Source organism: Maridesulfovibrio zosterae DSM 11974, assembly GCF_000425265.1.
Taxonomy (GTDB): domain Bacteria; phylum Desulfobacterota; class Desulfovibrionia; order Desulfovibrionales; family Desulfovibrionaceae; genus Maridesulfovibrio; species Maridesulfovibrio zosterae.
The window spans coordinates 324,402-349,594 of sequence record NZ_AUDC01000012.1 but is presented as its reverse complement, the minus strand read 5'-3'; the positions used below and the strand labels follow the sequence as shown (position 1 = coordinate 349,594).

22 protein-coding genes are annotated in these 25,193 nt (G+C 40.4%); 7 read left to right on the top strand and 15 right to left on the bottom strand.

Annotated features, from left to right (window positions below):
- Positions 1 to 83 precede the first annotated feature (83 nt).
- The 3 genes from argC (at position 84) to H589_RS19415 (ending at position 3,468) form a co-directional block, all read left to right on the top strand.
- Positions 84 to 1,136 carry an N-acetyl-gamma-glutamyl-phosphate reductase gene (argC, locus tag H589_RS0108510; protein ID WP_027721635.1) on the top strand — a complete coding sequence of 351 codons (1,053 nt, stop codon included), beginning with the start codon at positions 84 to 86 and terminating at the stop codon, positions 1,134 to 1,136.
- 121 nt (positions 1,137 to 1,257) lie between these two features.
- Positions 1,258 to 2,514 carry an EAL and HDOD domain-containing protein gene (locus H589_RS0108505; RefSeq protein ID WP_027721634.1) on the top strand — a complete coding sequence of 419 codons (1,257 nt, stop codon included), beginning with the start codon at positions 1,258 to 1,260 and terminating at the stop codon, positions 2,512 to 2,514.
- A gap of 54 nt (positions 2,515 to 2,568) precedes the next feature.
- On the top strand, positions 2,569 to 3,468 hold the full coding sequence (locus H589_RS19415; protein ID WP_084146922.1) for a CheR family methyltransferase: 900 nt from the start codon (positions 2,569 to 2,571) through the stop codon (positions 3,466 to 3,468).
- A gap of 35 nt (positions 3,469 to 3,503) precedes the next feature.
- On the opposite strand, the gene H589_RS0108495 is transcribed toward H589_RS19415, so the two are convergent.
- From H589_RS0108495 to H589_RS0108485, 3 genes are all read right to left on the bottom strand, one after another.
- Positions 3,504 to 3,881, bottom strand: a complete 378-nt coding sequence (locus tag H589_RS0108495) for a response regulator (RefSeq protein ID WP_027721633.1) — start codon at positions 3,879 to 3,881, stop codon at positions 3,504 to 3,506.
- A 240-nt stretch (positions 3,882 to 4,121) separates the two neighbouring features.
- Complete coding sequence (locus H589_RS0108490) at positions 4,122 to 6,173, bottom strand: ribonucleoside triphosphate reductase (RefSeq protein ID WP_027721632.1); 2,052 nt, start codon at positions 6,171 to 6,173, stop codon at positions 4,122 to 4,124.
- Positions 6,121 to 6,801 (bottom strand): anaerobic ribonucleoside-triphosphate reductase activating protein, encoded by a 681-nt coding sequence (locus tag H589_RS0108485; protein WP_027721631.1) that lies wholly within the window; start codon positions 6,799 to 6,801, stop codon positions 6,121 to 6,123. Before H589_RS0108485 ends, H589_RS0108490 begins: the two co-directional genes overlap by 53 nt.
- A 532-nt stretch (positions 6,802 to 7,333) precedes the next feature.
- Here H589_RS0108485 and H589_RS0108480 point away from each other — a divergent pair.
- Complete coding sequence (locus tag H589_RS0108480) at positions 7,334 to 7,858, top strand: hypothetical protein (RefSeq protein ID WP_245577078.1); 525 nt, start codon at positions 7,334 to 7,336, stop codon at positions 7,856 to 7,858.
- Here the strand turns inward: H589_RS0108480 and H589_RS0108475 are convergent.
- Positions 7,830 to 8,132 (bottom strand): zinc ribbon domain-containing protein, encoded by a 303-nt coding sequence (locus tag H589_RS0108475; protein ID WP_027721629.1) that lies wholly within the window; start codon positions 8,130 to 8,132, stop codon positions 7,830 to 7,832. The genes H589_RS0108480 and H589_RS0108475 overlap by 29 nt on opposite strands.
- Positions 8,133 to 8,470: 338 nt before the next feature.
- Between H589_RS0108475 and H589_RS0108470 the strand changes: the two genes are divergently transcribed.
- The gene (locus H589_RS0108470) at positions 8,471 to 10,051 is read left to right on the top strand and encodes a hypothetical protein (RefSeq protein WP_027721628.1); all 1,581 of its coding nucleotides are present in this window, start codon (positions 8,471 to 8,473) and stop codon (positions 10,049 to 10,051) included.
- A gap of 90 nt (positions 10,052 to 10,141) precedes the next feature.
- Here the strand turns inward: H589_RS0108470 and purU are convergent, their stop codons facing one another.
- Positions 10,142 to 11,011, bottom strand: coding sequence for a formyltetrahydrofolate deformylase (gene purU, locus H589_RS0108465; RefSeq protein ID WP_027721627.1), 870 nt, complete (start codon positions 11,009 to 11,011; stop codon positions 10,142 to 10,144).
- Between the two features lie 247 nt (positions 11,012 to 11,258).
- Here purU and H589_RS0108460 point away from each other — a divergent pair, with 247 nt between their 5' ends.
- On the top strand, positions 11,259 to 11,942 hold the full coding sequence (locus H589_RS0108460; protein ID WP_027721626.1) for a trimeric intracellular cation channel family protein: 684 nt from the start codon (positions 11,259 to 11,261) through the stop codon (positions 11,940 to 11,942).
- Positions 11,943 to 12,063: 121 nt separating this feature from the next.
- Here the strand turns inward: H589_RS0108460 and H589_RS0108455 are convergent, their stop codons facing one another.
- The 8 genes from H589_RS0108455 to H589_RS0108420 all read right to left on the bottom strand — a co-directional run bounded on the left by H589_RS0108455 (position 12,064) and on the right by H589_RS0108420 (position 21,633).
- Positions 12,064 to 12,798 carry an ABC transporter ATP-binding protein gene (locus H589_RS0108455; protein ID WP_027721625.1) on the bottom strand — a complete coding sequence of 245 codons (735 nt, stop codon included), beginning with the start codon at positions 12,796 to 12,798 and terminating at the stop codon, positions 12,064 to 12,066.
- Complete coding sequence (locus H589_RS0108450; protein WP_027721624.1) at positions 12,795 to 13,562, bottom strand: ABC transporter ATP-binding protein; 768 nt, start codon at positions 13,560 to 13,562, stop codon at positions 12,795 to 12,797. The genes H589_RS0108455 and H589_RS0108450 overlap by 4 nt, the downstream gene beginning before the upstream one ends.
- Positions 13,563 to 13,589: 27 nt before the next feature.
- On the bottom strand, positions 13,590 to 14,666 hold the full coding sequence (locus H589_RS0108445) for a branched-chain amino acid ABC transporter permease (protein ID WP_027721623.1): 1,077 nt from the start codon (positions 14,664 to 14,666) through the stop codon (positions 13,590 to 13,592).
- A gap of 18 nt (positions 14,667 to 14,684) precedes the next feature.
- Positions 14,685 to 15,593, bottom strand: a complete 909-nt coding sequence (locus tag H589_RS0108440; protein ID WP_027721622.1) for a branched-chain amino acid ABC transporter permease — start codon at positions 15,591 to 15,593, stop codon at positions 14,685 to 14,687.
- Between the two features lie 155 nt (positions 15,594 to 15,748).
- A complete protein-coding gene (locus tag H589_RS0108435; protein WP_027721621.1) occupies positions 15,749 to 16,930 on the bottom strand; it encodes an ABC transporter substrate-binding protein in 1,182 nt (393 codons plus the stop codon).
- Between the two features lie 565 nt (positions 16,931 to 17,495).
- Positions 17,496 to 19,565, bottom strand: a complete 2,070-nt coding sequence (locus tag H589_RS0108430; RefSeq protein ID WP_027721620.1) for a methyl-accepting chemotaxis protein — start codon at positions 19,563 to 19,565, stop codon at positions 17,496 to 17,498.
- Positions 19,566 to 19,697: 132 nt separating this feature from the next.
- Positions 19,698 to 20,012: a hypothetical protein gene (locus H589_RS0108425; RefSeq protein WP_027721619.1), complete on the bottom strand. Its 315-nt coding sequence runs from the start codon at positions 20,010 to 20,012 to the stop codon at positions 19,698 to 19,700.
- Positions 20,013 to 20,028: 16 nt separating this feature from the next.
- Positions 20,029 to 21,633 carry an aminotransferase class I/II-fold pyridoxal phosphate-dependent enzyme gene (locus H589_RS0108420; RefSeq protein WP_027721618.1) on the bottom strand — a complete coding sequence of 535 codons (1,605 nt, stop codon included), beginning with the start codon at positions 21,631 to 21,633 and terminating at the stop codon, positions 20,029 to 20,031.
- Positions 21,634 to 21,960: 327 nt separating this feature from the next.
- Between H589_RS0108420 and H589_RS0108415 the strand changes: the two genes are divergently transcribed.
- On the top strand, positions 21,961 to 22,437 hold the full coding sequence (locus tag H589_RS0108415) for a ferritin-like domain-containing protein (RefSeq protein WP_027721617.1): 477 nt from the start codon (positions 21,961 to 21,963) through the stop codon (positions 22,435 to 22,437).
- 80 nt (positions 22,438 to 22,517) lie between these two features.
- Here the strand turns inward: H589_RS0108415 and H589_RS0108410 are convergent, their stop codons facing one another.
- Together H589_RS0108410 and H589_RS19410 are read right to left on the bottom strand one after the other, a co-directional pair.
- Positions 22,518 to 24,104, bottom strand: coding sequence for a flagellar hook protein FlgE (locus H589_RS0108410; RefSeq protein ID WP_027721616.1), 1,587 nt, complete (start codon positions 24,102 to 24,104; stop codon positions 22,518 to 22,520).
- A gap of 220 nt (positions 24,105 to 24,324) precedes the next feature.
- Positions 24,325 to 25,077 (bottom strand): tetratricopeptide repeat protein, encoded by a 753-nt coding sequence (locus tag H589_RS19410; protein WP_035075498.1) that lies wholly within the window; start codon positions 25,075 to 25,077, stop codon positions 24,325 to 24,327.
- Positions 25,078 to 25,193: the final 116 nt, after the last annotated feature.

The following is a 25,193-nucleotide window of genomic DNA, read 5'->3' as shown; positions in this document are numbered from 1 at the left end:
TGAACCTTTGGCTTACGGACCTGGCTGACAAATGACCCGTCATAAAGCGCAAAGCGCACTAAACCATCCCAAGGATAGATAAAATGAGTGTTATACCTGTAGGCCTCGTCGGCGTGACCGGATATACTGGAATGGAGCTTACCCGGATTTTAAGTAATCATACTAAGATGAAGCTTGTACGGGTTACCTCCAGAGCTGAAGCCGGTAAAAAACTGTCAGATATTTATCCTTTTCTCAATGGCATGGAGCTTGGCGGACTGGAGATTACAGCACCTGATGTTGAAGACCTTGAGAAAAATTGTAAGCTTGTTTTTCTTGCCGTTCCTCATAAAACGGCCATGAATATCGGTGGACAACTGTTTGATAAAGGCATCAAAGTTGTTGACCTTAGTGCTGATTTCAGAATTCACGATCGTGAAACATACGAAGAGTGGTACAAGGTTGATCATAGCAGGGAGGACCTGCTTCCTGAGGCTGTTTATGGCTTGCCTGAATTTTATCGTGATCAGGTTAAAGATGCCTCTTTAGTTGCAAATCCCGGTTGTTATCCTACTTCTGTTATTGTCGGGTTGACTCCTGCTTTGAAGGAAGGACTCGTTGAGCTGGAAGATATCGTAATCGATTCAAAATCGGGTACCAGCGGAGCAGGGCGCAAGGCAAGTGTCGGAACTCTTTTCTGTGAAGTTGCTGATTCTTTTAAAGCCTATGGATTAACTACACACCGCCATACACCTGAAATAGAGCAGGAGTTGTCTGCCGTTGCTGGTGAAAGTATTACCGTTTCATTTAACACCCATCTTTTGCCTATCGATAGGGGGATTCTCTCAACCATTTATACCAAAATGAAAGCTGGAGTTACTGCTGAGCAGATTAGGGCTGTGTATGAAAAAGCTTACAGTGCGGAAAAAATGATTAGATTTCTGCCTGAAGGTATGCTTCCTGAAACTCGCTGGGTCAAAGGAACAATGTTCTGTGATGTGGCTGTCGTTCCTGATTCCAGAACCGGTAGATTGATAATTGTCTCTGCCATTGACAACCTCTGCCGTGGAGCTTCCGGTCAGGCTGTTGCTAATGCTAATCTCATGCTCGGCTTCGCTGAAACGGAGGGATTAGGCATGGCTCCCATGATGCCATAATCGTTTTAGAACTAATATTTAGCTATTGGTCATTGAAAGGATCGTGCCGCTGAGTTAAAGTTATTTTTAGTTGCTTGATTATTGGCAAGATAACTTGAATAATATGTATATGGCGGATTATATGGTTAAAGATTCTGAAATGTTTCTCGATTCATTTTTTGTAGCCCGGCAACCTGTCTTTAATGTTGATAGAACTATATGGGGCTATGAATTACTCTTTAGAAACTCGGCTGAAAGCATATGTGCTCATGTCGGAGATCAGGATGCTGCTACTTCACAGGTTATTGCTGATGGTTTCGGCTTGATTCAGGAAGATATTATTGAAGGTCAGCGTTTGCTGGTAAATTTTCCGCGTAATATGATTCTTGAAGATGCCGCGGATATGCTGCCTCCTGAGGTTTGTGTTGTAGAGATTTTAGAGCACGTTCAGCCTGAGCCTGACGTTATTGAGGCTTTAAGGCTCCTGAAAGATAGAGGATACACTCTGGCCCTGGATGATTATGTGGGACAGGATGGTTTTGAGGCATTTATAGAGCTGGCAGATATTATTAAGGTTGAATGTCTGGGGATGAGTAAGGATGAGCTTTTAGAAATTGTATCCGGGCTTAATGCCTACAATGTGACACTGCTTGCAGAGAAGGTTGAAGACAATGATATGTTCAACCTTTGCAGGGAGCTTGGATTTGAACTTTTCCAAGGTTTTTTCTTCAGTCGTCCGGAAATCATCCCTGGTAAGAAAATTTCCAGCAATAATATGAACAGAATGAATCTGTTGCGTTCTGTTAGTGGAGATAATTTTGAAGTTGATGCTCTAACTGAAATTATCAATTCCGATGTTTCTATCAGTTACAGGTTGCTAAGGTTCATGAATTCACCAACCTTTGGACTCTCTAATAAGATTAATTCTATTCAACAGGCTATTGTGCTGTTGGGGTACAAGAAGCTTGCCGGATGGCTGCGTATCATTCTTCTGTCAGATATGTGTTCTGGTCCAGCTGGGAATGAATTGGCCTTTCTTTCAATCAAAAGGGCAAAATTTTTAGAGTTGCTTTCCTTTGAAAAGAACTGCAATTGTTTGCCTGGAGATTCGATGTTCTTGCTGGGCTTATTTTCTCTTCTCGATGTACTTATGGGGCGTCCTATGGATGAGCTTCTTGCCGAGCTGCCAATTGAGGGTGAACTGATAAAAGCTTTGACAGGTGACCATAGCGGGGCTTTAGTCTGGCTTAATCTGGTTAAGGCCTTTGAAAAGGCGGATTGGAATGTTCTTGGAGAGCTTATCAGTAATAATAGGTTGTCAGCATTATCTATTGCCCGTAATCATCTCGCTGCAATGCAGTGGGCAAATGAAGTCCTTTTTATGGATAGGCAGCATTAGTTTTCAGACAATTTGATTATATAGTTCGCAGGGAATTCTTTTGATGGGGGAAGAATGAAGATTGAGAAAAAAGAATTTGATCTCTTACGCAAGCAGATATACAGCCTTTGCGGTCTGATAATTCCTGATGGTAAGGAATATCTGATTGAGCATCGTTTTTCACAATTATTTTCAGAACGGAAGTGCCGGTCATGGGGGGATTTTTATAATATTCTCGTCTCAAATGATGCGAAATTCAAAGATGAAGTTGTTTCGGCAATCAGCACCAACGAAACTAGTTTTTTCAGAGATAACCATCCCTTCAACTCTATAAAGAGTAAGGTCCTGCCTGCTCTTGTTAATTCTAAAAAAAAGCATCGCAAAATACGTATCTGGTGTGCTGCTTCATCAACTGGGCAGGAGCCATATTCATTGGCAATGCTGATTCATGAATTTTGCAACTCCTCTCCAAAAGTAGAGCTGGCTCCATCTGATTTCAGTATTCTTGCTACGGATATTTCTAGTAGAGTTTTAGGTAAGGCTAAAGAAGGGGTTTTCACTAACCTTGAAGTTTCACGCGGATTGCCCGGCAATTATTCAAAATATTTTACTGAAGACAAGAATGGCTGGTTCATTAAACCTGAAATCAAATCAATGGTTGAATTTAAGAAGTTTAACCTGCTGAATTCATTTAATGTGTTTGGGCAATTTGATTTTATAATGTGTAGAAATGTTTTGATTTATTTTGATGACAGCACAAAGCTTGATATTGTTCACCGTATCCACAAAATATTGCCGGAGCATGGTTATCTAATGCTTGGAGCAACGGAAACACTTGCTGGTCACACAGATAGATTTATAGCTGAGCATCATGGTGTGGTTATTCTTTATAAAAAAAATGGTGGTATATCTAAGCCCCAAATATCAAAGTCGAAAGTTGTCTTAAAAGGCAAAAAGACCTTTACTGCTATATGAGACAGGAAAGGTCTTTCATAATCATTATTTTAAATTTATATGTCGTATTTATTTCCAAAAAGAGTTCTGATCTTTTGAATAAACAAATCCATATCTGCAACAGGTTTTAAAAGTACATTGTCTGAAGAAATTCCATATGCCCGTACATCCGGTGGGACAGCATAGTCAACTGATCCTGTATGAATAATGAAGTCCATATCCGGGTGTATTTTTTTCATATGTATGATGAGATCATTCCCATGCATAACAGGAAGTCGCATATCTACTATAGCAATATCAGCTTTTTCTGTTTGCATTAATTTTAGGGCTTCTTCAGCACTTCCAACTGAAATAACATCAAGTCCTTCATCTTCAAGGTAGTCTACAAGATTTTCCCTGACCATTAGTTCATCATCAACAACCAAAATACGCATATATTCTCCATTTCTTCCGAATTCCAATGTGGCTCATAGTTGCTAACTTTTGAAAGTTATACAACAAAAAAGTTAACTATCATTTATAAGTTTAATGTATTGTATTTTTAATGGCAACGAAAATGATGGCAATCATCAACAATCGTGACTTTGTTGTCGGTTTAAAGAGTATAAGGATGAAATAAATAATAAAAAAAGGGTCTTATATAAGACCCTTTAAAAAAGATTTTTAATAAAATTTTAGTTGCAGAAAGTAATATATTCCTGCCTATCTCTGTATTCCTCTTTTTTGCCTGCATTCCACTGCTTTACTGGCCTATAGTAGCCAACAATTCTTGTATAAACTTCAGACTCAGAACCGCAGTCAGGACAAGCATGGTGCTCACCATGGATATACCCATGCTCTTTGCAGATGGAAAAGGTCGGAGTAATCGAAAGGTAGGGGATCTTAGTGTTCTTAAACGCTTTGATTATAAAGCTTTTAAGGGCATCAAGGTCTGATATGGACTCACCCAGGAAGGTATGGAAAACCGATCCTCCCGTATATAAAGGCTGCAGTTTATTCTGATGCGAAAGTGCAAGCAGTACATCATTAGATACGCCGACCGGCAGAGTGGTTGAGTTTGTATAATAAGGTGTTTCATTGCCTGAGGTTTTGATATCAGCGTATAAGGATTTATCAATTTTGGCTAGCCGGTAACTGGTTCCTTCAGCTGGCGTAGCTTCAAGATTATACAGGTTTCCTGTTTCTTCTTGAAAACGGGAAGTCAGGTCTCTAAGGTGATTAAGGACTCTGGTCATAAGTCTGACACCTGATGGTGTTTCAATCCCTTTACCAAGAAGATTCAGACATGCTTCATGTCCGCCAAGTATACCGATTGTAGAGAAATGGCCTTTATAGCCATTTTTAAGATAACGGCGTGACCATGGAAACATTCCGTTATCAAGATTCGTTTGAATTAGTTTACGCTTGAATTCAAGAGAGTCTTTAGCCTGTTCTGCATACTCTTCGATGAGATCAAGGAAATCTTCCTCTCCTTGCGCAAGGTAAGCAAGTTTAGGGAGATTAAGTGTAACAACTCCTATTGATCCGGTAAGATCTCCAGCTCCGAAAAGCCCACCGACTTTTTTGCGCAGTTCACGAAGATCCATTTGCAGACGGCAGCACATTGATCGGACGTCTTCAGGATTTAAGTCAGAACTTATAAAGTTTTGAAAGTAAGGGACTCCGTACTTGGCAGTAAGTTCAAGCAGGGTATGCCCGATTTGAGAGTCCCATGGAAATTCTTCGGTCACATTATAGGTTGGAATTGGGAATGAAAAGATTCTGTTCTGATAGTCACCTTTAAGCATGACATCCAAGAAGGAGCGGTTAATCATTTCCATTTCTTCAAGATAATCACCATAAGTGGAATCCTGAAGTTCTCCGCCGATAATAATAGCCTCTTTAGCTATGTGTTTGGGGGGAACCAGATCAAATGAAAGGTTGGTGAATGGACTCTGACCTCCCCATCTGGATGTGGTATTCAGGTTGAACACAAATTTTTGCATAGCTTGACGGACTTCGTCATAGGTAAGTCCGTCATGGCGTATAAACGGGGCAAGATATGTATCAACATTATTGAAAGCCTGAGCCCCTGCCCATTCATTTTGAAGTGTGCCTAGAAAGTTTACCATCTGTCCAAGTGCAGCATCAAAATGTCTGGCAGGTCCGGCACACGAACGACCATCTAAGTTAAAACCTTCAAGGAGTAAATCACGCAGTGACCACCCTGCGCAGTATCCTGCAAGTCCGTAGGAAAGATCATGAACATGAAAATAGCCGTGCTCATGGGACTGACGTATTTCTTCAGGGTATTTTTCAAGTGCGTAGCGAGCCTGAACCGTGCCGGACAGATGAAGCATCAGTCCTTGAAAAGAATGAGTCATGTTGGCATTTTCAGCAACACGCCAGTCACTTTTCTCAAGGTAATCATCAATAGTTTCCTTGATATCCAGATAAGTGTCTTTGTGGTTTCTTAGTCTGCGTCGGCTGTCACGGTATAGAATAAATTTTTTGGCTACGCTGTGCAGGCGTGAATCCATAAGGACTTCTTCAACCATATTTTGAACATGTTCCTGTTCAGGGATGGAAATACCTTCGAGCTTTTTTTCAACTTGTCTGGCCATTCGTCTAGCCATAAGGGGGTCTTTGATTCCACTTGCATTAAGTGCTTTGAAAATAGCCTGTGAAATTCGTTCAGTCGACCATGTCTCCAACCGGCCGTCTCGCTTCATTATCTGAGTGGGCATGATTTCTCCTTGGAGGAATGTATTTCTGAATAGTCAGATCAAATCCATCCGGAAGGTAGCTTCTGGCAATTTCTACATCTTCGTCTGTCAAGATAGGAACTTTAGTCAGTCGAAAGTAGAAGGCCTTGGGGTTAGCTTCAGCCAGGGCAAAGACCTTTTCGAGGTTTATTTGCGCTGTTTCAGCAGTGACAGCCTGCCCTGTGAGAGCAGGGTATTTTTTGTACGGTCCTTTAACGTCAATGGCGAATACGTTCACCAATTCCTGCTGGAGAATGTCTTCAAGAACTTCAGGCAACATTCCGTTACTGTCCATTTTAATTGGCAGTTTTGAAACTTGCTTTATTTCGTAAAGAATTTCTCCAAGGCCCGGCACTGTTGTTGGCTCTCCACCTGTGATAGTGACCCCGTCAAGCCAATGTGCTCTATTCCTCAGGAAAATTATCATGTCATTTCTGGATAAAACCGAAAGTCTCTCCATGTTCCACGCCATATCGAAGTTATGGCAGGTGGGGCAATTCAAATTGCATCCACCAAGAAAGAATACACAGCTGGTTTTACCCGGCCAGTCGCAGAGGCTCAGCGGCTCTAAACCGCGAAGGTGGTTCCATCCAGAAGTTTTGTCAGTCATACTTATATTTTGATTTTCGATCAGTTTTTTAAATTGGGAAATGTGGCAGTGCCATCATGCTTTGGGCAGACCAGATACGACAAGGCCTGAAGCGATTACGGAGTTGATATTAACTTAGCATATATGTTTTGTACAGGGTGTTAGGTGTAAATTTGTTCTAACATGTCTGAAAAATATAGATATAAGTAGTTATAGGAATATATTGTGATTCTTAAAAAGTTTTCCACAAGTTCATAACGTTGAAATAGATCGTAAAAACAGAACTTTTTCTAAATAAAGTTTAGAAAATAAAATTATTTTTGTGAATTTGAATGAGTTTTATACAAGGGAAAAAATGGATGAAAGGACGCAGTGTTGCGATAAACGGATACTCTAGCTATCATGACAAAGATTAGTTAGGGAAGTTTTTTGTCATATGATACTGAATTAAAATGGGATCACTACACTTGCCTGTAACTCGGTGCTGGAGTAACCTCTATGATCATTAAAAATGACAAAATATCTTTGATCAATGATTCTATAGCGGGGTTTTATGCGAAGATTAACTTTTATTGTTTTGGTTTTTGTCTGTACATTTGCTACCTCTGCGTATGCCAGAAGTATGGAAGAGGAGCGGTTTATGTGTCTGGCCCTTAATGCTCTTGCCCGTACTCAGTGTAAAACACCATTAGATTATAGTTATATAGGTAAACAGCGTGCCGATATCTATATTTTTAATAGTTTTTATGGTGCAAAATATACTGATTTTTATTGTAAGATTGGGCAGGGTGAAATTCAGATAATGTCTAAAAATAAATTATTTCGGCGTAGTGTACCATATTACATTGATGATAAAGAATGTGGAGTGATAGAATATTTTCCTGCCTCGTGTACAAACAAGCATGTTATCCGCTGTTGTTTCCCTAAATCTGAGAAAGAGTTGAAAGCCGATAAGGAAGCAGAATTTTGGGAAAGACCTATCCCTGATTTATTGAAGGAAGATCAGAAAGAGGCATTAGAGAAGCTGCATGAATCTCAAAACAAAACAGTTAAATCTTCCGAAACCATGCAAGAATAGCAACCAGAGGAGTTATAGCGTATAAGGGCCAGTATATTTTATTGTATGTAAAAAAAATGACAGCCCCTAGTAGAAAAATAGCGTAAACCCACGCTTCGCCGTGTTTGGCATACATGCTTGTTCTTTCCAGAGAGATGCGAAAAAGATCCTCACTTCCACCAGAGGTGGATATGTTCTGATCTCGTGTTTTTCCCGATTGGAGTTTGTGACCACAGCCGAGGCATGTTTTGGCTGCATCATTATTCTTCTTTCCGCATTTATTGCATGTGATCATTGTTTAGATGTCCGTAAATATTCTATTTGTTTTTATTTGATAAAAATTCTGTTATAAACTTTGCGCCAATAAAATAGTATGTATGTGTTTCAATAGCAAAAAGAATACCATTGTGTAGTGGGTACTTATTTACTATATTTCCGTTAACTATGTATCCTTGCTATAGAATTTGTTTTAGTTCGGAAAGCTATCTTTAATGCTATCGCTTTTTTAATCAGGGTGACATTATTTCTTTATCTTTGTATGATTGAATGTTCAGAAACGGTAAACTTCTTGACTATTGTGATTGAATTGAGACATTTTCAAGTAAATTATTTGAAATTACTGATGGAGTCTTCATGAGTGAAGCGTTGAATGAAAACGCACAGGTTCCTGATAAAGGAAACCGTATAGATTTTTACCTGAGTATTCTTGCCAGGCTTAAAGAACGCAACACTTTGCGCGAAGTACTAGAGCGTGAAGTGTTTCTGGAATTTATCAAGTATAATAATAGCAGAATTAATGAGTTTCCTCTGCTTGAAAAACAGCAGAGCGGGATTATAGCTTTATTATGCCATAGAGCTAATGACCTTCCTGCTCATGAGTTTATTAAAAAGATTCTTGGTGAATTTATTTTAATGCTTGGCCGATATAGCAAGTTAAAGGATGGCAAAGATCAGGACATGAAGGATAACATCATGTCCCGGATTATAAATTCAGAAACTCTGCTTATCAAGACTGTACAGGGTGTTGTATATGCTTCTTGTCTGATCTCAGATAATTTTGAAGAGGTGGCACTACGTCATTTCGGAGAGCCTGCTCTTAAAAAATATAATTCTCTTTTGGAGCAGTACGAGCTGGATCGTAATTTCTGGCAGGCATTAATTGAACAGTTTATTACAAGTGAGGTTAAATCTTCACTGAGCGATATTATTTCAAACGATGCATACACGTTGACCAGAGATAAAAGTTATCTGATTTTAAGATTTCCATTCGACGAGGTAACGGGGAGCTTTTCATCAGATCTTCCAGCTATTGATAAAACCAGAATTCAGACTTCTTTTGAGCAAGTCGGCGCTGATGAAGAATCAGAAGCCACTCTGAAGCTTATAAACAAAACAATTCTGGACGGTGGAGTTTTTATTCGCAGCGAAGGCATGACAAATGAGAATATTGAGCGGATAGCCCGTATTGTCTGTATTGATCCCGCTACCAGTATATTCTGCGATGAATATAATAAAGTTATGGAGGTCATGCGTGAGACTTCTTACGAGACTGATGCTGCCGAAAATGAGGCGGAACTAGCAAGAAAACTTCAGTTCTTACAGGATCAGATCGGTGCATGTGCTATAGGAGTCAGCTTAACTCTTGATATTGTAGTCAGAGATTTTATGCTTGGACTTAAAAACTATACTCCACGTGACGAGAAGATTCTTTCAATATATATCAGGCAGTTCGGGGTAGATTCGCTAGATAAGCTGTTTTTCTATTTGACTGAGGTTAAATTTTCTAACCTGCTTAAGGAAAAGATGCGCGGCGAAGAAAGTAAACTTTTATTACGTGTTCTAAAACGTCGGCGTGCTCCAATAAGTGTCGTGAAAGAGCTTAATAAAATAGGTCTGACACGTATCAGAATGGCACGGTTTTGGACTAAAGATTCAAATAATAAAGATTGGTTGATTTTTAAGCATAATACAGGAAAAGAGTTGATAAAAGAAGTTCAGCTCATGTCTTTAGAGAAAGAGTTAGCTACAGCAATCCTTAAATTATTTGAAAAGGGTGACTTTAAGGTTGAATTTCTTGTTTTTATCAGTTTGCAGGCTGTGTCTAAAGCCACAAAGGATATCCGTGGTAAACTAAATGAGTTGCTTATGCGTTTTGGCATTGGAGAGCAGACTGATGAGCAAATGGCCCAAAAGCTGCAAGCGGAAAGTCGATAGTTGCCATAATTTATACAAAATTAAAAAACTCTCTCTGCAAATTTGCAGAGAGAGTTTTTTAGTATTCTCTATAATGATTAAGAATATTTTTTAAACAAATACTACTGTTTTGTTGCCGTCAACAAGGACGCGTTCAGTAAGATGCCACTTAACAGCGCGGCTGAGAACCTGGCGTTCAATATCACGGCCTAAAATCTTGAGTTCCTCAATATCATGGCGATGAGATACACGGATAACATCCTGTTCGATAATTGGACCTTGATCCAGCTCTTCGGTAACATAATGGGCAGTAGCACCGATAAGTTTTACGCCTCTTTCTCCTGCTCTGCGGTATGGATCTGCTCCAACAAAAGCCGGCAGAAAAGAGTGGTGGATATTAATAATTTTATTGGGATATGCGTTAATGAGTTTGGGGGTAAGAATCTGCATATACCGAGCAAGAATAACAAGATCCGTATCATTGCCCATTAGATTAATGATTTTCTCTTCTGATTCTTCTTTTTTATTTTTATCTACAGGAACGTGGTGAAATTTTACGCCAAATGATTCTACTGCTTCACGTAGGTCTGGATGGTTGCTGATAACCATTGTGATATCTGTGAAGAGTTCATCCCGTTTTGCTCTCCATAATAAATCCATCAGTGCATGATCGAATTTTGAAACCAGTATAGCAGTTCTTTTTCTGATCCACGCTGGATTAAGCGACCAGTCCATTACAAATTTTGCTGCAACCGTATTAGCAAATTCTTGCTTAAAATCATCAATTGTTTCTTCAATGCCGTTTAGATGAAATTTCATCCTAAGAAAAAAGCGCCCTCCTACAGGGTCACTTGAGTGCTGATCAGAATGAATGATGTTGGCTTTTTTAGAAAATAGGAAACCTGAAACTGCTGCTACAATTCCGGGTTGATCTTTACAGGTAACAGTCAGGTACGCTGTAGATTGTCGTGATGATGTCATATTTTAACTCGATATAGTAAAATTAATTTTGAAAAAGGAAAACTAATTAACAGTTCATACATGGACAGGCAAGCATGATTATTGTTTAAAAATTAAAGCTGTTTATAAAATAATAAACCTTTTTTTAGGTAATAGTAAAAAATACTCTTTACTTTGTTAATATGAGAATTTAGTGGGTGCTTTTTTAAATAATTAATAAAAAAATCTTTGTGAAAATAAATAAACTAATCAGAGAGAGGTAAGTATATTGTTTGTAGTTAACGGTGAAGTTGTGCAAAACGCAATACATGCTTTTATGTATTTTGGTGATATAGTTTTTGCAGTGAGTGGAGCGCTTGTTGCCGGAAAGCAGCGTATGGATATTGTAGGGTATGTTCTGGTTGGTAGTATTACCGGGCTTGGAGGAGGGTCATTGCGAGATGTATTGCTTGATCGCCCTGTATGGTGGACACGTCAGCCCGTGGAGCTTTACTTATGCATTGTGGCAGCTCTATTAACGTATTTTTGGAGATTTAAAATAAATGACCGGTATAAGGCCACGGCATGGTTTGATGCTCTTGGCCTGAGTGCTTTTACAATAACCGGAAGTACTGTTGCTTTTCAATCTCTGGTACCATGGCCTATTGCCGTGTTCATGGGCGTGATGACTGCAACTGGAGGAGGGGTTATTCGAGATGTCCTTACTGACACCCGACCGATGATTCTTTGCGGTGAACTTTATGCCGTAGCAGCGTTAGCCGGAGCTCTGGTAAATATATGTTTTTTAAAAATGCTTATACTGCCAGAATTTGCAATGGCGTCCGGGTTTATCACCACTCTAATGCTGCGCGGGGCAGCTATTGTATATGATATTCGCTTAGGCCCTCCAGGAGAATTTGTGCGGGTCGGCAGAGGCAGACATCTTCATTTAGAAAGCAAAGACAACGTGTGATAGCACTCCGGCCATATGAAAAATTAAAGTACAGAAAAGGTGGATTCGGTTTTTACCAAATCCACCTTTTTTATATTTTAAAGTAATAAGTTAAGTGCGCTTCATCTAATAAAATAAATGCTTATCCACCAAGGTAAGCCTTTTTCACTTCTGGATTCTCCAATAGTTCAGCGGAGGTGCCTTTTGCAACAATCTCCCCTGTATCGAGCACGTAACCGCGGTGTGCGAACTTAAGAGCAAGATTTGCATTCTGCTCAATCAGCAAGATGGATAGACCTTCCTTGTTCAGCTGTTTAAGGGTGCGGAACATGTCATACATAAGCAGTGGGGCAAGTCCCATAGAAGGCTCATCAAGCATAATGAAATTACACTTGGACATGATTGCACGTCCTACTGCCAGCATCTGCTGCTCGCCGCCGGACAGGGATTCACTGCGCTGTTTTTTGCGTTCAGCAAGGCGTGGAAAAAGGGTGAAAACCCGCTCATAGTCGCCGTTAATGTCATTAACAGAGTCCTTACGGGCATAAGTTGCAATTTTAAGGTTTTCTTCCACAGTAAGGTTGCCGAAAATATGGCGTCCTTCAGGTACTAGCGCAAGATGAAGGTCGGAAATGACCTTGTGCGGAGCCATGTCGAGAATGGAATTACCTTTCCAGGTAATATCACCTTCGATAACTTTCGGTGCTTCCGGCGGTGGTAGTCTGCTTATTGATAATAACGTAGTGGTTTTTCCTGCACCGTTTGCACCGATGAGGGTAACAATTTCACCTTCGTTAACGTGAAACGAGATGCCGTGAAGCGCCTCGATATTACCATATTTAACACGGAGATCTTTGACTTCAAGTAAGGTATTCAAATTGAATCATCTCCCAAGTAAGCTTTGATAACAGTCTCACTGGACTGAATATCTTCAGGTGTTCCTTCGGCAATTGTTGCACCGAAATCAATGCATTTAATCCACGAACATAGACTCATGACAACCTTCATCTGGTGTTCAATCATCAGAATTGTGATGTCAAATTCATCGTGAATCCACTTAATCAGTTTAATGAGTCCTTCAACATCTGCTGAGTTAAGCCCGGCTGCAGGCTCATCAAGAAGCAGCAGGTGGGGTTGAATGGACATCGCGCGAGCTATTTCAACGCGCCGCTGCAAACCGTAAGGCAGGTTTGTGGGCAGTTCTTCTGCATATTGCTTGAGGTCCATGAATTCGAGGAGCTCTGTTGAAATACGCTCGATTTCTTTTTCCCTAAGGTAGTAGTTTTTAGAACGCATGATGGCGTCAAAAAAACCATATCCCATACGGTAATGCTGCGCGATTCGGATATTATCCATAACGGTCATATCATGCCAGAGACGGATGTTCTGGAAAGTTCGCGCAACTCCTAGTGCTGTAACCTGATGCGGTTTGAGCCCTTTTGTGGGAGTACCGTTTAAAGTAATGGCCCCCTCAGAAGGCTGATAAAAGCCTGAAATGAGGTTGAAGATGGTCGTTTTACCTGCTCCGTTAGGGCCGATAAGTCCGGTAAGAGATCCTTCTTCAAGCTCGATATTAAAATCGGATACGGCTTGCAGCCCTCCGAATCTTTGCGTGAGTTTGTCTATATGTAGTAGTGACATTTTTTCTCCTTATCTCGCGGATTTAATCTACTTGAATTTGTAGAATTTTTTCAGCCGCGGGAACAGGTCGGGCAATTCTTTGTTACCCATGATTCCTTCGGGCCTGAATTGCATCAGCAAAATCAGGGTCAGCGGGATAAGTACCCATTTCCATACCTGACTCAGGTGGTAAGTCGCCGGGAGGATGTTCGCCAGATGCAGTCCTGTGTCGATTGCAGGGATAATAAATCTGAGCAGTTCGAGCATAACGGTAAAGAAAATAGCTGAGAGGATAGAACCTCCGAGTGATCCCATTCCGCCAAGGTAAACCATAACAAGACATTCAGTGGATTTCATTATGTTGAATGACTGCGGATTAACATATCCCAGAACATGAGCAAAAAGAGCGCCTGCTACTCCTGCAAGTCCGGATGAAAGCATGAATGCTGCCATTTTCATTTTGTTAGTATTAACGCTCATGATTTCTGCTGCAACCTCATCCTGACAAATAGACATAATGCCTTTACCGTATGTTGAGGAGACAAAGCGACGGATCATCCAGATACTCATAAATGTTCCGAGTACAACCCAGATCATCATCCAGGGAATATCAGCTACGTCGGTCATGGCATTAACCACACGCTTCATTCCCATAAAGCCTCTTGGACCGCCTACCATATCCATGTTCTCAATTGCAGATATTACCATGTAGTTGGCTGCAATTGTGATAATGGCAAGGTAGTCACCCCTAGTTTTAAATGAGGGTATGGCTACAATGAGGCCTGTTACAGCCGCAACCAGTCCTGAGAAAATAACAATAATAGGAAATCCCAGCGGTGCCAGTTCCGGGGGCAGAAGTGGTGCTCCGAATATTTTATCTTGAGCGAAGAAGAGCACGCTGAGCACTGATGAAACGTAAGCTCCGACGCACATGAACCCTGCATGACCGCAGGAGAATTCACCCATGTAGCCATTAACCACGTTCAGGCTGGCAGACAATATGATATTGATACCGATGAACATAATCACCGACTGAATATATAAGTCTAAAGCTCCGAACTGGGACATAGCTATGACAATACCTGCCATGGCCCAAATTCCAATGTTGAAACTGTACTTTTGCATTATGTTGATTCCGATACCTTAAATCTTTGTTGTCTTGGCAACACCGAATATTCCCGTCGGCTTAATCCAGAGAATCATCAGCAGAATTGAAAATGCGAAAAGGTCTCTGTATGTGGATGGGAATACTGCAACAACGCCGACTTCGATGAAGCCGAGCAGAAAACCGCCCAGAAAAGCGCCGCGAATATCACCTATACCACCGACTACCGCTGCAATAAATGCTTTCCACCCGATGAGTGCCCCCATGTAAGGTTCAAGAACCGGATAAGACATGGCGAAAAGTAGGCCTGCAAGTCCGGCCATACCTGAACCGAGTACAAAGGTGAAAACAATTACGCTGTCAATGGGAATGCCCATGAGCGGAATGGCGAATTTGTCATATGAAATCCCACGCATTGCCATACCTATTCTAGTACGGGTGACAATGAACTCAAGAAGTAGGAAAACCGCGATAGCTGCAAAAATAACAATAATTTTCAGGTTGGTAACTGAAACATTGCCCCATGTGTAGATTACTTTATCTAGTAGTTCGGGAAATTTTTTACGGCTTGCTCCCAGCAGGGCAAGGTTTCCGTTTTCAAGAATCAGACCGCACATAAGAGCAGTAATAACAACGTAGAGTCTATGGGCTCCTTTTCGTCTAAGAGGACGGTAGGCAATTCTTTCAAGTGTTACCCCGACTCCGGCTGTTAGTATCATGGTGAGCGGAACAGTCAGAGCAAGCACCATCCAGGGTGCAAAGTCAAAAAGTCCAAGGAGAAAAGTCGCAACAAAAAAAGCGATGTATGCCCCGACCATAAAAATATCGCCATGAGCGAAGTTGATCAGGAGCAGTACTCCGTAAACAAGTGTGTAACCGAGTGCAATGAGAGCGTAAAAGCTACCCCATTGCAGCGCGTTAAGCAGGTTCTGGATGAGGATATCCACTTTTGGTCATTCCTCTACTTCTTTAAAACCCATCATAGGGTTTGTATTAAAATAAAAAGCCTTTCAGACCTACTCCGAACGGCAGCATCTATTGGGAATTTAATAAATCAGACGACGGAGTTGTAAAAAACCGCCGCCTGAATATTATTCAATAACTAGGGGCAGACTGATTCTGCGAAAACAAAGTTGCCGTTGTCATCAATACGTACAACAACAGCACATTTGATGGGGTCACCCTGGCTGTCAAATTTCATGGAGCCGGTGATTCCTGCGAATTCTTTGATAGAACTCAGCGCATCACGGATAGCTTTGCGTTCGTCTTTAACATTTGGATTATATGATCCTGCATCCTGAATAGCCTGAAGTACAAGGCGGGCAGCATCCCATGTGAGGGCTGCAACATCGTCAGGAGTTTCGCCGTATTTTGCTTCGTAACGGTCGATGAATTCCTTTGTTGCGCCTTTCGCGCCTGCAGCAGCATAGTGTGTGGAGAAAAACTGTCCTTTGCAGTCATCGCCGCAAAGTTTCATCAGCTCAGCGGAACCCCATGCATCAGAACCCATGAATGGTCCTGTCCAACCGAGGTCGCGGGCCTGTTTAACAATAAGTGCAACCTGATTGTAGTTGTCAGGTACAAAAATGAAATCAGGTTTGGAATTGATGATTTTTGTGAGCTGTGCTGAGAAATCCTGATCTTTGGTTCCATGTGATTCGAAAGCAACAACGGATTCTCCGCCGTTTTTCTTTTCAAATACATCTTTGAATATTTCAGCAAGACCTTTTGAGTAGTCGTTGGAAACATCAAAAAGAACTGCAGCCTTGGTAGCTTTAAACTGCTTTGTTGCGAAGTTCACGGCAACAGGTCCCTGGAATGGGTCTAGGAAAGCTGCACGGAAAACCCAAGGGCGGTTTTTGGTGGTGTCTGGGTTGGTAGACCATGGGGATACCATAGGAGTGCGGTTGTCGTTACAGGTTCCACCTGCAGGAACAGCCTGTTTTGAAGAGTTGGGGCCTATAATAGCGACAACTCCGTTCTGTTCAATAAGTTTCAGCGCAACGTTAACTGCAGATTCTGCTTTTGATTCATTATCTTCGTAAAAAAACTGGAGAGGAATCTTTTTGCCGCCAACTTCAAGACCGCCCTGTGCGTTGATATCTGCCAGAAGCATTTCAGCTGCATTTTTAGAAGCTTCACCCACTTTTGGGATATCGCCAGTAAGTGGGATGTTGAATCCGATTTTGATTTTCTCTTCTTCTTTTGAGCAGCCGGCTATCATGGCAATAGCAAAACTCATAACCATGAGAACCATAAGTGACTTGATAATAACCTTCTTCATTCTTTACCTCCTGAAATGTTCATTAAGAAATTCCGATTTCGTCATTGTTTGATGAAAATTATATCAAAAAACAAAAATAAAAAAGACATTTTTGCAAAAATACTCAAAAAACAATAAATTATCTATAATTTTAAGTGTTTATATATTGAGATTGTTTTTAATCCTAACTGATTGATTTATTTAAGGAATAACTCAAAAAATGGTAGTTTTTATAATAAAGTTAATTAAATAAGGGTGTTATGTGTGTGAAAAGAAGATTTAAACGTCAATTCATCACGTTGAGATGTAAAATATAGTTGTTTGATTGGTTTTAAATTGTAAAAATTGTAAATTTAAGCAGAATTTTTCGTTTTTATTTAAAAAGAAGAGTGTGATTTCGTAAAACGGCATGGATAGATTAAGAAATTGCTGTTTTTGTGGGGAGGAGAGTTTTAAAAGTTTATAAAAAAGGCCAGTTTTGCCCTGAAAAATAGGCAAAACTGGCTGATTTTTACAGGCCATAGTGCGAGTTTAAATTTTAAATTAACACAACTTGTTAAGTTAAATTATATAGTTAAGTGCGGGGTTATGATAATTTGAATCGTTCCATCATGTCTTTAAGTGAATGTGCTTGTTGGTCAAGGTCTTTAACCGCTTCTTCCAATTGTCTAGAGCTTTCGAGGTTCTGTTCTCCTGCCTGTTTAATCGAGCCTAGTGCAACTGCAACCTGATCCATTCCTGCAAGTTGTTCCTGGCTGGAGGCTGCAATTTGAGCAGATGATTGGGCTGACTGATTAATTACAGTGCTGAGGTTAAGGATAACATCACCAGTCTGGGAAGACAGGTTTGCCCCTGTCTCTACGGCTTTTCCGCCTTCTTCGGTAATCATAACCGCAGAACTTGTGGCTTTTTGAATGTCAGCTAGGATTGATTGGATCTGTGACACTGAGTGCTTTGATTGATCAGAAAGATTACGGATTTCCCTGGCTACAACTGTAAAACCACGTCCTTCCTCCCCTGCTTTAGAAGCCTCGATGGAGGCATTTACAGCCAGAATATTAGACTGATCAGCAATATCGTTTACAACAAATATGATGTCGCCGATATGCTGTGACTGCTCAGACAACTTTACAATAGACTGAGCAATAGTATCCATCTGCATACGGATATTTTTCATACCTGAAGCAGCCTCTTCAGCTGCATGCTTACCCTGCTGAGAGGTAGCCACAGCCTTACGGGCAACTTCAGCTACTTGACGTGATTTCTCATTTGAAAGATGTGCAGTCTGTTTTACTTCTTCAACAGTAGCATTAGTTTCAGCTACAGCACTAGCAGTTTCAGCAGCGCTGGCAGTAAGCTCTGCGGATGCTGCTGAAATTTGGGAAAGAGATGATGAAAGGGTTCGCACTGTTTCTTGAATTTTCTGGCTATCACTTTTCAGGTTTTCAACCATAATAGCTAAAGCTTTACCAATAGTGTCATTTTCAGATCTTGGCAGGATCGTAACTGTAAGATCTGAATCAGCCACTCGTTCCATTGCTTCTGCCATTTCGTTAAGTGAGCCTGTCATTCGGTTAAAGGCTCTGGCAAGGGCCCCTAATTCATCCTTACGGTCAGTTTCAGATATAGTCTGACTCATGTCACCTTCAGCAATACGGTAAGCAGCTTCGACAACTTTACGTAAAGGCAGGGTGATATCGCGCCCGATTATGAAAACAGCTCCAAGCCCGAGTATAACAACGCATAGACCTATAATATAAACATTCATGATAGCCAGATCATTATTTTTCTGTAAAGAAGGACCTAAAATGCTCTGGTCAGCTATAACGGATTGTTTTGCTTTTTCAATAATTTCTGCTATTTTAGGGCCTAAAACGTCTAATTCTGTATTGATAAGTCTGTCGCGTTCTTCAGTCGCTGTTATAAGTTCATGTACTTCTTTAACATAAATATCATATGATTTTGTAATTGCTTTAAGATGCCTAGAGTTTTGCTTATTAAGAATTGCTGAAAGATTATTCAAGACAATTTTCAGATGTTGCATCTCATCTAAAGATTTCCGTGAATGAGATTTTAGGCTTACTTCAAGGTACTTAGCAGTATATAATCTGCCGAGTATAAGGTTTCGCACACCTTTGGCACACCAGTATAAGGCTTCACTGTTATTTTTAGTTTTGCCTAAATTGTCGATAATCTTTTCAAAAGTTTGCTCCATGGCTATGCCTGCAGGAACCAAAAAATCGGTAGTTATTTTATCTCTTTTCACCTGAGATTTGGCAACCTCAACAAAGCTCTTGTCATAATTTTCAAGAAGATTTTTAACCTCAAGCAGCAGTTCTTTTCTTGTGTCAGATGTCAGAATTTTTTCAGCTGAAGCAATAAGTGGATAAAGTTTCTTCACGTTATCCGAATATTTTAATCGGTACTTATTGTCTCCTGTAATAATGTAGTCTTTGACATCTGTAGTGCCTTCAAGAACTTTAGCCTGTATATCACCGAGCAAGTTGGAGTCTTTTGCATATTCCCTGTAGCCGGTAAATCCTTTGGATGAGTCTTTTAACGCTTTCAGCGATTGCAGACCAACAGCGCCGAAAAGGATAAAAACTATTAGAAAGCTGCAGAATATTTTTTGCCCGACAGTAAACCGTTTAAGCATGATCAAAGGTTCCTTTTAATAAAATATGTTAGCTGTTACCAAGTAGTGGTAGAGCCCGTACCGTAAATAAAATAGTCAGTAATTATTTCCAAGCTCATACGTCAGAGCTTATGCTCTTGCAACTTTTAGAGTCTATTTATAGCTGGCGTCACAGAACTCATTACATTTGTCTTCAATGGCTTCAAATAGCTTGTTGCAGCTACCAAGATCCCTTTGTTCCCATGAATTAGCTTTGACCTGTTCACAACTTTGGCGGCAATCTTTAACTGACTTATAGGGATGCAGCATGATTTCAGAGTATTTAGCACAGATTGTGTTTTGTGAGTCACATAGATCATTAGTTGTATATGAGCGACAATAAGCTGTTACGTCCTGCATTGATGTCTGGTTGCCTGCACATCCAGCAAGGGTGAATAATATTGCCATGATAAAGATATTTTTTATCATATTAATAGTCTCCTGTTTATAAAACATTTCTCATCGCAGCTAGAAACATTCTGTTTTGTGAGTTGTTTCCAATTGAAACTGTAAGCAGATCAGGAAGACCGTACTCGTCTAGCTTTTTCAATTTAAAACCGTATTCAAGCATCTTATTATAAAGATCTTCAGCAGGTATGGCAGCATTGAACATTACAAAACTGCTTTGGCTGGGGTAAACTGTGCAGCCAAGCTCTTTCAGTCCGTTTTGCACCCGCTCACGTCCACGGATAATCAGGGCAATTGTCGAGTAGTAAAATTCGTTGTGATTAAGAGCGGCCAGACCTGCACTCAGATTAAGCGGATTGATCGGAATAGGCAGTCTTGATTCTTCAAACTGTATAGCACGTTCAGGATTCATAATTGCATATCCCAGGCGCACGCCGTGCAGGCCGAATGACCATGAAAAACTTCTTAAAATAACAAGATTAGGGGCCTTTTCAATAAAGTTGAGCATAGAGTAATCATCTTCCGGCCATGCAAATTCAACAGAACGTTCGTCAACAATTAGTAAAGTCCGGTCAGGAAGCAGGTTAGCCATTGTAGCTAATTCTTCAGCGGGTAGACCGTAACCTGATGGTATATCGGGGTTCGTGATAAGTACTGCAGCAGTGTTTTCGTTAGCGGTTGTAACCATCTGATCAAGAGGAGGTGAGAAATTTCTGCCCCGCTGCAAACGCATAAGTTCGACTCCGCATAGCGCAGCCACTCTGCTGTAATCAGGCATTCCGTGTTCATAACTTAAAATATGGTCAATACCGGGAATAACAGATAATCGCAGAGTTAAATCGAGAAGTTCAATAGCACTGTTGGCTACAATAATTGATTGTTCCGGAACATCATAACGTTTGGCTAATCCGAATTTAAGACTGTCTGAGTTATTGTTTTCAAATGCAAAGCAATTTTCTGCCATACTAATGATTGTGTTGGAAACAGCCTTTGAAACACCGAGCGGATTTGAATTACTGGCAAGATCAATTTCTTTTGTTATTCCATAATTTTTACGGAACTTAGTTGCTGAAATACTGCGGACAACTGGTTTTGCAACAGGCTCAAGGTTTGTTTCCTCCTCAAATGTTGCAGATGGTGATGTTTCAACAACAGGGTCAGGAGTAACTTCCGGTTTATGCTCTGGGGCTCGAATGACCTGTCTTTGGGGTGCAGGTCTCTTTTTCTCTTGTTCCAATTCTTCTAGCACAATCTCTGTTTTAGCAAGTTCTTCAAGAGGAAGAGTAACGATGCGAATATCATAATCTTCACTGAGGGTTGCATTACTTACCATTTCATTCAATTTATCAAATGAATCAATAATAATGTTTAATAGATCCGGGCTCAGTTCAACCTCGTTTTTATATACTTTATCCAGTACCTGCCCTATGGCACTTGAAACAGAACTTATTTTGCGCAACTCCAAAAGGGCAGCACTTTCTTTAAGCGAAGTAAGTATCCCGTATACTTGAAGGACGGATACAGCTGATGGAGATTTACTTTTTTCAAGTTGCATCAATGCATTTTCAATCTGGTTTAATTTGTCCAGTGATTGTTCCACGAAATGTTGTAAAGCAATGTCTTCTTGTACTTCTGTTGTCATTTTTCCCCCTGCTTAGTTGCTTGAAAATATATTATCAGTTTTGGTTCTTATTTGATATGACTTTAAAAAGGCTGATCGGAATTGAAAAGCACTTTTTTCTTTTTGCATTTTTTCATGCAATAAATCCATTATCTTTTTATACATTGAATTAGAAAAATTCGAAAGACAACTTTTATGATAATTTAGTCGATTCCAGTTGCGCTTTTGCCTTCTGTGTTTAATATTATCGTTAATGACCATCTGTTTGCAGAGATTCGTCTGATTTTATTTCATTAAAGCAGGCAAAATGATCACGATAAATAGATTTAAAATCCATGAGGAGTTGAAATGGTAACTTTTTTTAGTGCTAACGAAGTTGTTGAATTGGCCATGCGAATTGAGCAGAAAGGTCAAGCCTTTTATCTGCTGGCAGCTGATGAAGCAAAAGATCCTGCCGCTAAGGAATTTTTTGATTTTTTTGCTGAGGAAGAGTCAAAACACGAAATGTTTTTCCGTGGTATGCGTGACCGTCTCGGAAATATAGAAGTTCCTCCGGGAAGCGACTACGAAGAATATACCCAGTATGTTATGGCGCTGGTTGATTCTCATGACGTATTTAATTTTGACTACACTAAAGCTTTCAAGGATGCTGATTTCTCTTTTGAAGATGCAGTGCGAGCGGCAATGCGCTTTGAAAAGGACACGATACTTCTTTTCACTGAGTTGAAAAGAATGGTTCCTGAATCAGAGCAGAAGTTTGTGGAAGAGTGTATTGACGAAGAGCGCGGCCATTTGCGTTTGCTGGCCCAGAAGATAAGAGATTAGTTTTATACTGGATTGATTCTGGCTGTCGCCAATCAAAGACCCCCATCAGATGTTCTGATGGGGGTTAATTTTTATGAGTCTTATCTCTTAACACCAAGGGCTATGTTTATTAGTTGATCAGATGTTGTTATGGTTTTCGAGTTGGCCTGATATCCACGCTGGCTCAAAATCATATGGGCAAATTCTTCCGCCAGATCAACGTTAGAGCTTTCAAGGTTGCTCCCGGCTACTGATCCCAGCCCTTCTTTACGAGCCACGCCCTCAATAGCATCTCCGGATCCCTCTGTGGCAGTAAAATAGTTTGAACCTTCTCTTCGGAGACCGAATTCATTTTTGAAATTGTACATGTTGACCTGGTATAGCTCTGTGCTGAGTCCGTTGGAGAAGTGCGCTATCATGATACCGTCAGAGTTAAAATCAACGTTTTGCAAATATCCTTCCCCAAATCCATTCTGAGACTGACTTATAGTTGATGATGATCCATAGTAGGCAGTTGTAGCCATTGCATCTATTTTTCCGTTAGTCATACCCGGAAGGTTGGAAGCATTACTTCCAACACTGGCTGCAGTTACACCTGATTGGTTCCACGAATCTGAAGATGAAGATATTCCCATATTAAGTGAAACTGTCTGGGAACTGGTGCTTCCGTCAGCTCCTTTAAATGATAAATCAAAATTTGGGATGCCGTTGCTGTTAATATTTGCTAGACTCCAGTTACTCAGGGACTTTGCGTCAGCGCCATCCTGCAAAGTATATGCACTCTGGTTCAAAAGGGTTCCGTCTCCTGTAAAAGTCAAAGTTCCGGTCATGAGCAGTCCTGCTGATGATGTGCCGCCTAGAGCACTGGCATCACTTCCCGGAGGAACAGTCACAATATATTCCCAGTGCATCTTATCTGAAGAATCACCGTCATTGGTTACTTTATCGAAATATACAACCAGATCTTGCTTGTTACCGTTTTTGTCGTAAACCTGAAGTGCTGAGTTATATTCATATTTGTCTGCTGCAAGTGGTGGGTCATTTGTCCCGTTCCATTCTTCAAGCAAAGAGAAAAATGGATTGGTTTCGGATTCACTGTTATCAGTAGCATTAGAATCTAAGTTAGTACGCATTGAGACTTCAGTAGTTGCTTTCGGGTCGGATTTCACAGTCATGATTTCGTTACCGTTGGCATCAAGCTCGGGTTTCATGGGAAGTACTATATTTTGTGAAGTCGTTCCTATGACGCCGTTTTCATCTATTTTATAGCCTTGCAAAATATTAGAATGATTATCGACAAGCTGCCCGTTTTTATCAAAGTGGAAGCTTCCAGCACGTGTATAAAAACTTTCATTTTTAGCAGGATTTGCCACACGGAAAAATCCCTGCCCACCGATAGCAAGGTCCGTACTGTTATTGGTTCTTTCAAATGAACCTTCTGCAAAATTTATTCGGGTAGTCGAAACTCTGGTTCCCATTCCAATCTGCCCAACTGTATTGGAGCCTCCGCCTGCTACAACACCTGAAATTGAACCGGAAAGGCTTTGGCTGGCAAGAGTTTCAAGGAAAGTATCGCCGCTCTTGTAGGCAGTCGTATTTACGTTGGCGAGGTTTGCGCCAATCTGCTGCATAAGTATCCCATGTGATTTGAGACCTGTTGCACCTGTATACATTGAGCTGAAAGCCATGAGAAAACTCCTTGATAGGTTCGGGACTGAATTTGTTGATCTTCCGAATCCTGTTAAACCATAGAAAGCCGGAATATAAATCCGGTCACTTTGTTATAAGCAAAGGCCGTGCCTAAAGTTTAGGTTAAGTAATATCAAGGCGTTGTGTGGATATATAAAGAAAATGTAAGGAAAAAAAGTCCATTTATACTGGAAGAGATTAAGAAGGGACTACGTAAGGTTATGTTTTGAGCATTTTATGAAGATGACGGATTAATTTATTTGCCGCAGTCGATTCAGGATTCAAAAGCAGGCATTTTTCAAGATATTGTAATGACTCCGTTTTCTTCCCTTTTTCATATAAACTGCGGGCAATATTGAAATAAATATTCTCGTCATCGTCAGTCAGGCCGATAGCTCTGGTATAAAATTCAACAGCTTCATCAAACATGGCATTTTTGCGTAGAGAGATGCCAAACTCATTGAAAAGATGCTTATGTTCCTTCTCAAATGCTGCATCTAAATTTACGAGCCGTTTAAATATGTCTGCAGCTTTTTCATCATCGCAGCGGTCAAGGTAACAAAGACCTATGCCGAAATTAGCCCGGATATTATCTTCATCAATGTTAAGGGCTTTGTCATATTCCATTTCAGCGGTAAAAGTATTTCCAGACTGACGCTGGCGGTCTCCCTTAGCGAGAGCTTTGTTAAGTTCTTTTATGGCAGGAAAAACTGTTGAAGTGTAGAGTTCCAGCTCTGGTGTGAAGGATTCTAGTAATTCTTCCTTACTGATGTACTGTTCTTCACCGCTTGGAACACTTTTATCATTTAAGGGACGTATAGCAATTTCGCCACTATCTTTTTCTTCTACATAGTAAATGAATGTCTGAACAATCTTACGCTTAGTTGTTCCCGTACCTATTTCTTGTACAGCTTTTGTTGAAAAAGCTCCCCTGATTTTAGGTGGATTAGTTATTGTGCTCATTTTATTCATACTATTTCCGGTAATCTGATAATACAACTGTCCTCAATTGGCTATACATTCAGAAGTAGCATATTTTGTAGTATCCTACAATTTTAAAAAGATAATAAGAAACGGGAACCTTGCGA

Excerpts from the sequence above, each read along its gene's own strand:
- H589_RS19415 (WP_084146922.1), top strand. The coding sequence starts at position 2,569 with ATGAAGATTGAGAAAAAAGAATTTGATCTCTTACGCAAGCAGATATAC.
- H589_RS0108435 (WP_027721621.1), bottom strand. The coding sequence starts at position 16,930 with ATGAAGAAGGTTATTATCAAGTCACTTATGGTTCTCATGGTTATGAGT.
- H589_RS0108495 (WP_027721633.1), bottom strand. The coding sequence starts at position 3,881 with ATGCGTATTTTGGTTGTTGATGATGAACTAATGGTCAGGGAAAATCTT.
- H589_RS0108450 (WP_027721624.1), bottom strand. The coding sequence starts at position 13,562 with ATGTCACTACTACATATAGACAAACTCACGCAAAGATTCGGAGGGCTG.
- H589_RS0108420 (WP_027721618.1), bottom strand. The coding sequence starts at position 21,633 with ATGACAACAGAAGTACAAGAAGACATTGCTTTACAACATTTCGTGGAA.
- H589_RS0108490 (WP_027721632.1), bottom strand. The coding sequence starts at position 6,173 with ATGCCCACTCAGATAATGAAGCGAGACGGCCGGTTGGAGACATGGTCG.
- H589_RS0108505 (WP_027721634.1), top strand. The coding sequence starts at position 1,258 with ATGGTTAAAGATTCTGAAATGTTTCTCGATTCATTTTTTGTAGCCCGG.
- H589_RS0108470 (WP_027721628.1), top strand. The coding sequence starts at position 8,471 with ATGAGTGAAGCGTTGAATGAAAACGCACAGGTTCCTGATAAAGGAAAC.
- H589_RS0108410 (WP_027721616.1), bottom strand. The coding sequence starts at position 24,104 with ATGGCTTTCAGCTCAATGTATACAGGTGCAACAGGTCTCAAATCACAT.
- H589_RS0108480 (WP_245577078.1), top strand. The coding sequence starts at position 7,334 with ATGCGAAGATTAACTTTTATTGTTTTGGTTTTTGTCTGTACATTTGCT.
- H589_RS0108430 (WP_027721620.1), bottom strand. The coding sequence starts at position 19,565 with ATGCTTAAACGGTTTACTGTCGGGCAAAAAATATTCTGCAGCTTTCTA.
- H589_RS0108425 (WP_027721619.1), bottom strand. The coding sequence starts at position 20,012 with ATGATAAAAAATATCTTTATCATGGCAATATTATTCACCCTTGCTGGA.
- H589_RS0108475 (WP_027721629.1), bottom strand. The coding sequence starts at position 8,132 with ATGATCACATGCAATAAATGCGGAAAGAAGAATAATGATGCAGCCAAA.
- purU (WP_027721627.1), bottom strand. The coding sequence starts at position 11,011 with ATGACATCATCACGACAATCTACAGCGTACCTGACTGTTACCTGTAAA.
- H589_RS0108445 (WP_027721623.1), bottom strand. The coding sequence starts at position 14,666 with ATGCAAAAGTACAGTTTCAACATTGGAATTTGGGCCATGGCAGGTATT.
- H589_RS19410 (WP_035075498.1), bottom strand. The coding sequence starts at position 25,077 with ATGAATAAAATGAGCACAATAACTAATCCACCTAAAATCAGGGGAGCT.
- H589_RS0108485 (WP_027721631.1), bottom strand. The coding sequence starts at position 6,801 with ATGACTGACAAAACTTCTGGATGGAACCACCTTCGCGGTTTAGAGCCG.
- H589_RS0108415 (WP_027721617.1), top strand. The coding sequence starts at position 21,961 with ATGGTAACTTTTTTTAGTGCTAACGAAGTTGTTGAATTGGCCATGCGA.
- argC (WP_027721635.1), top strand. The coding sequence starts at position 84 with ATGAGTGTTATACCTGTAGGCCTCGTCGGCGTGACCGGATATACTGGA.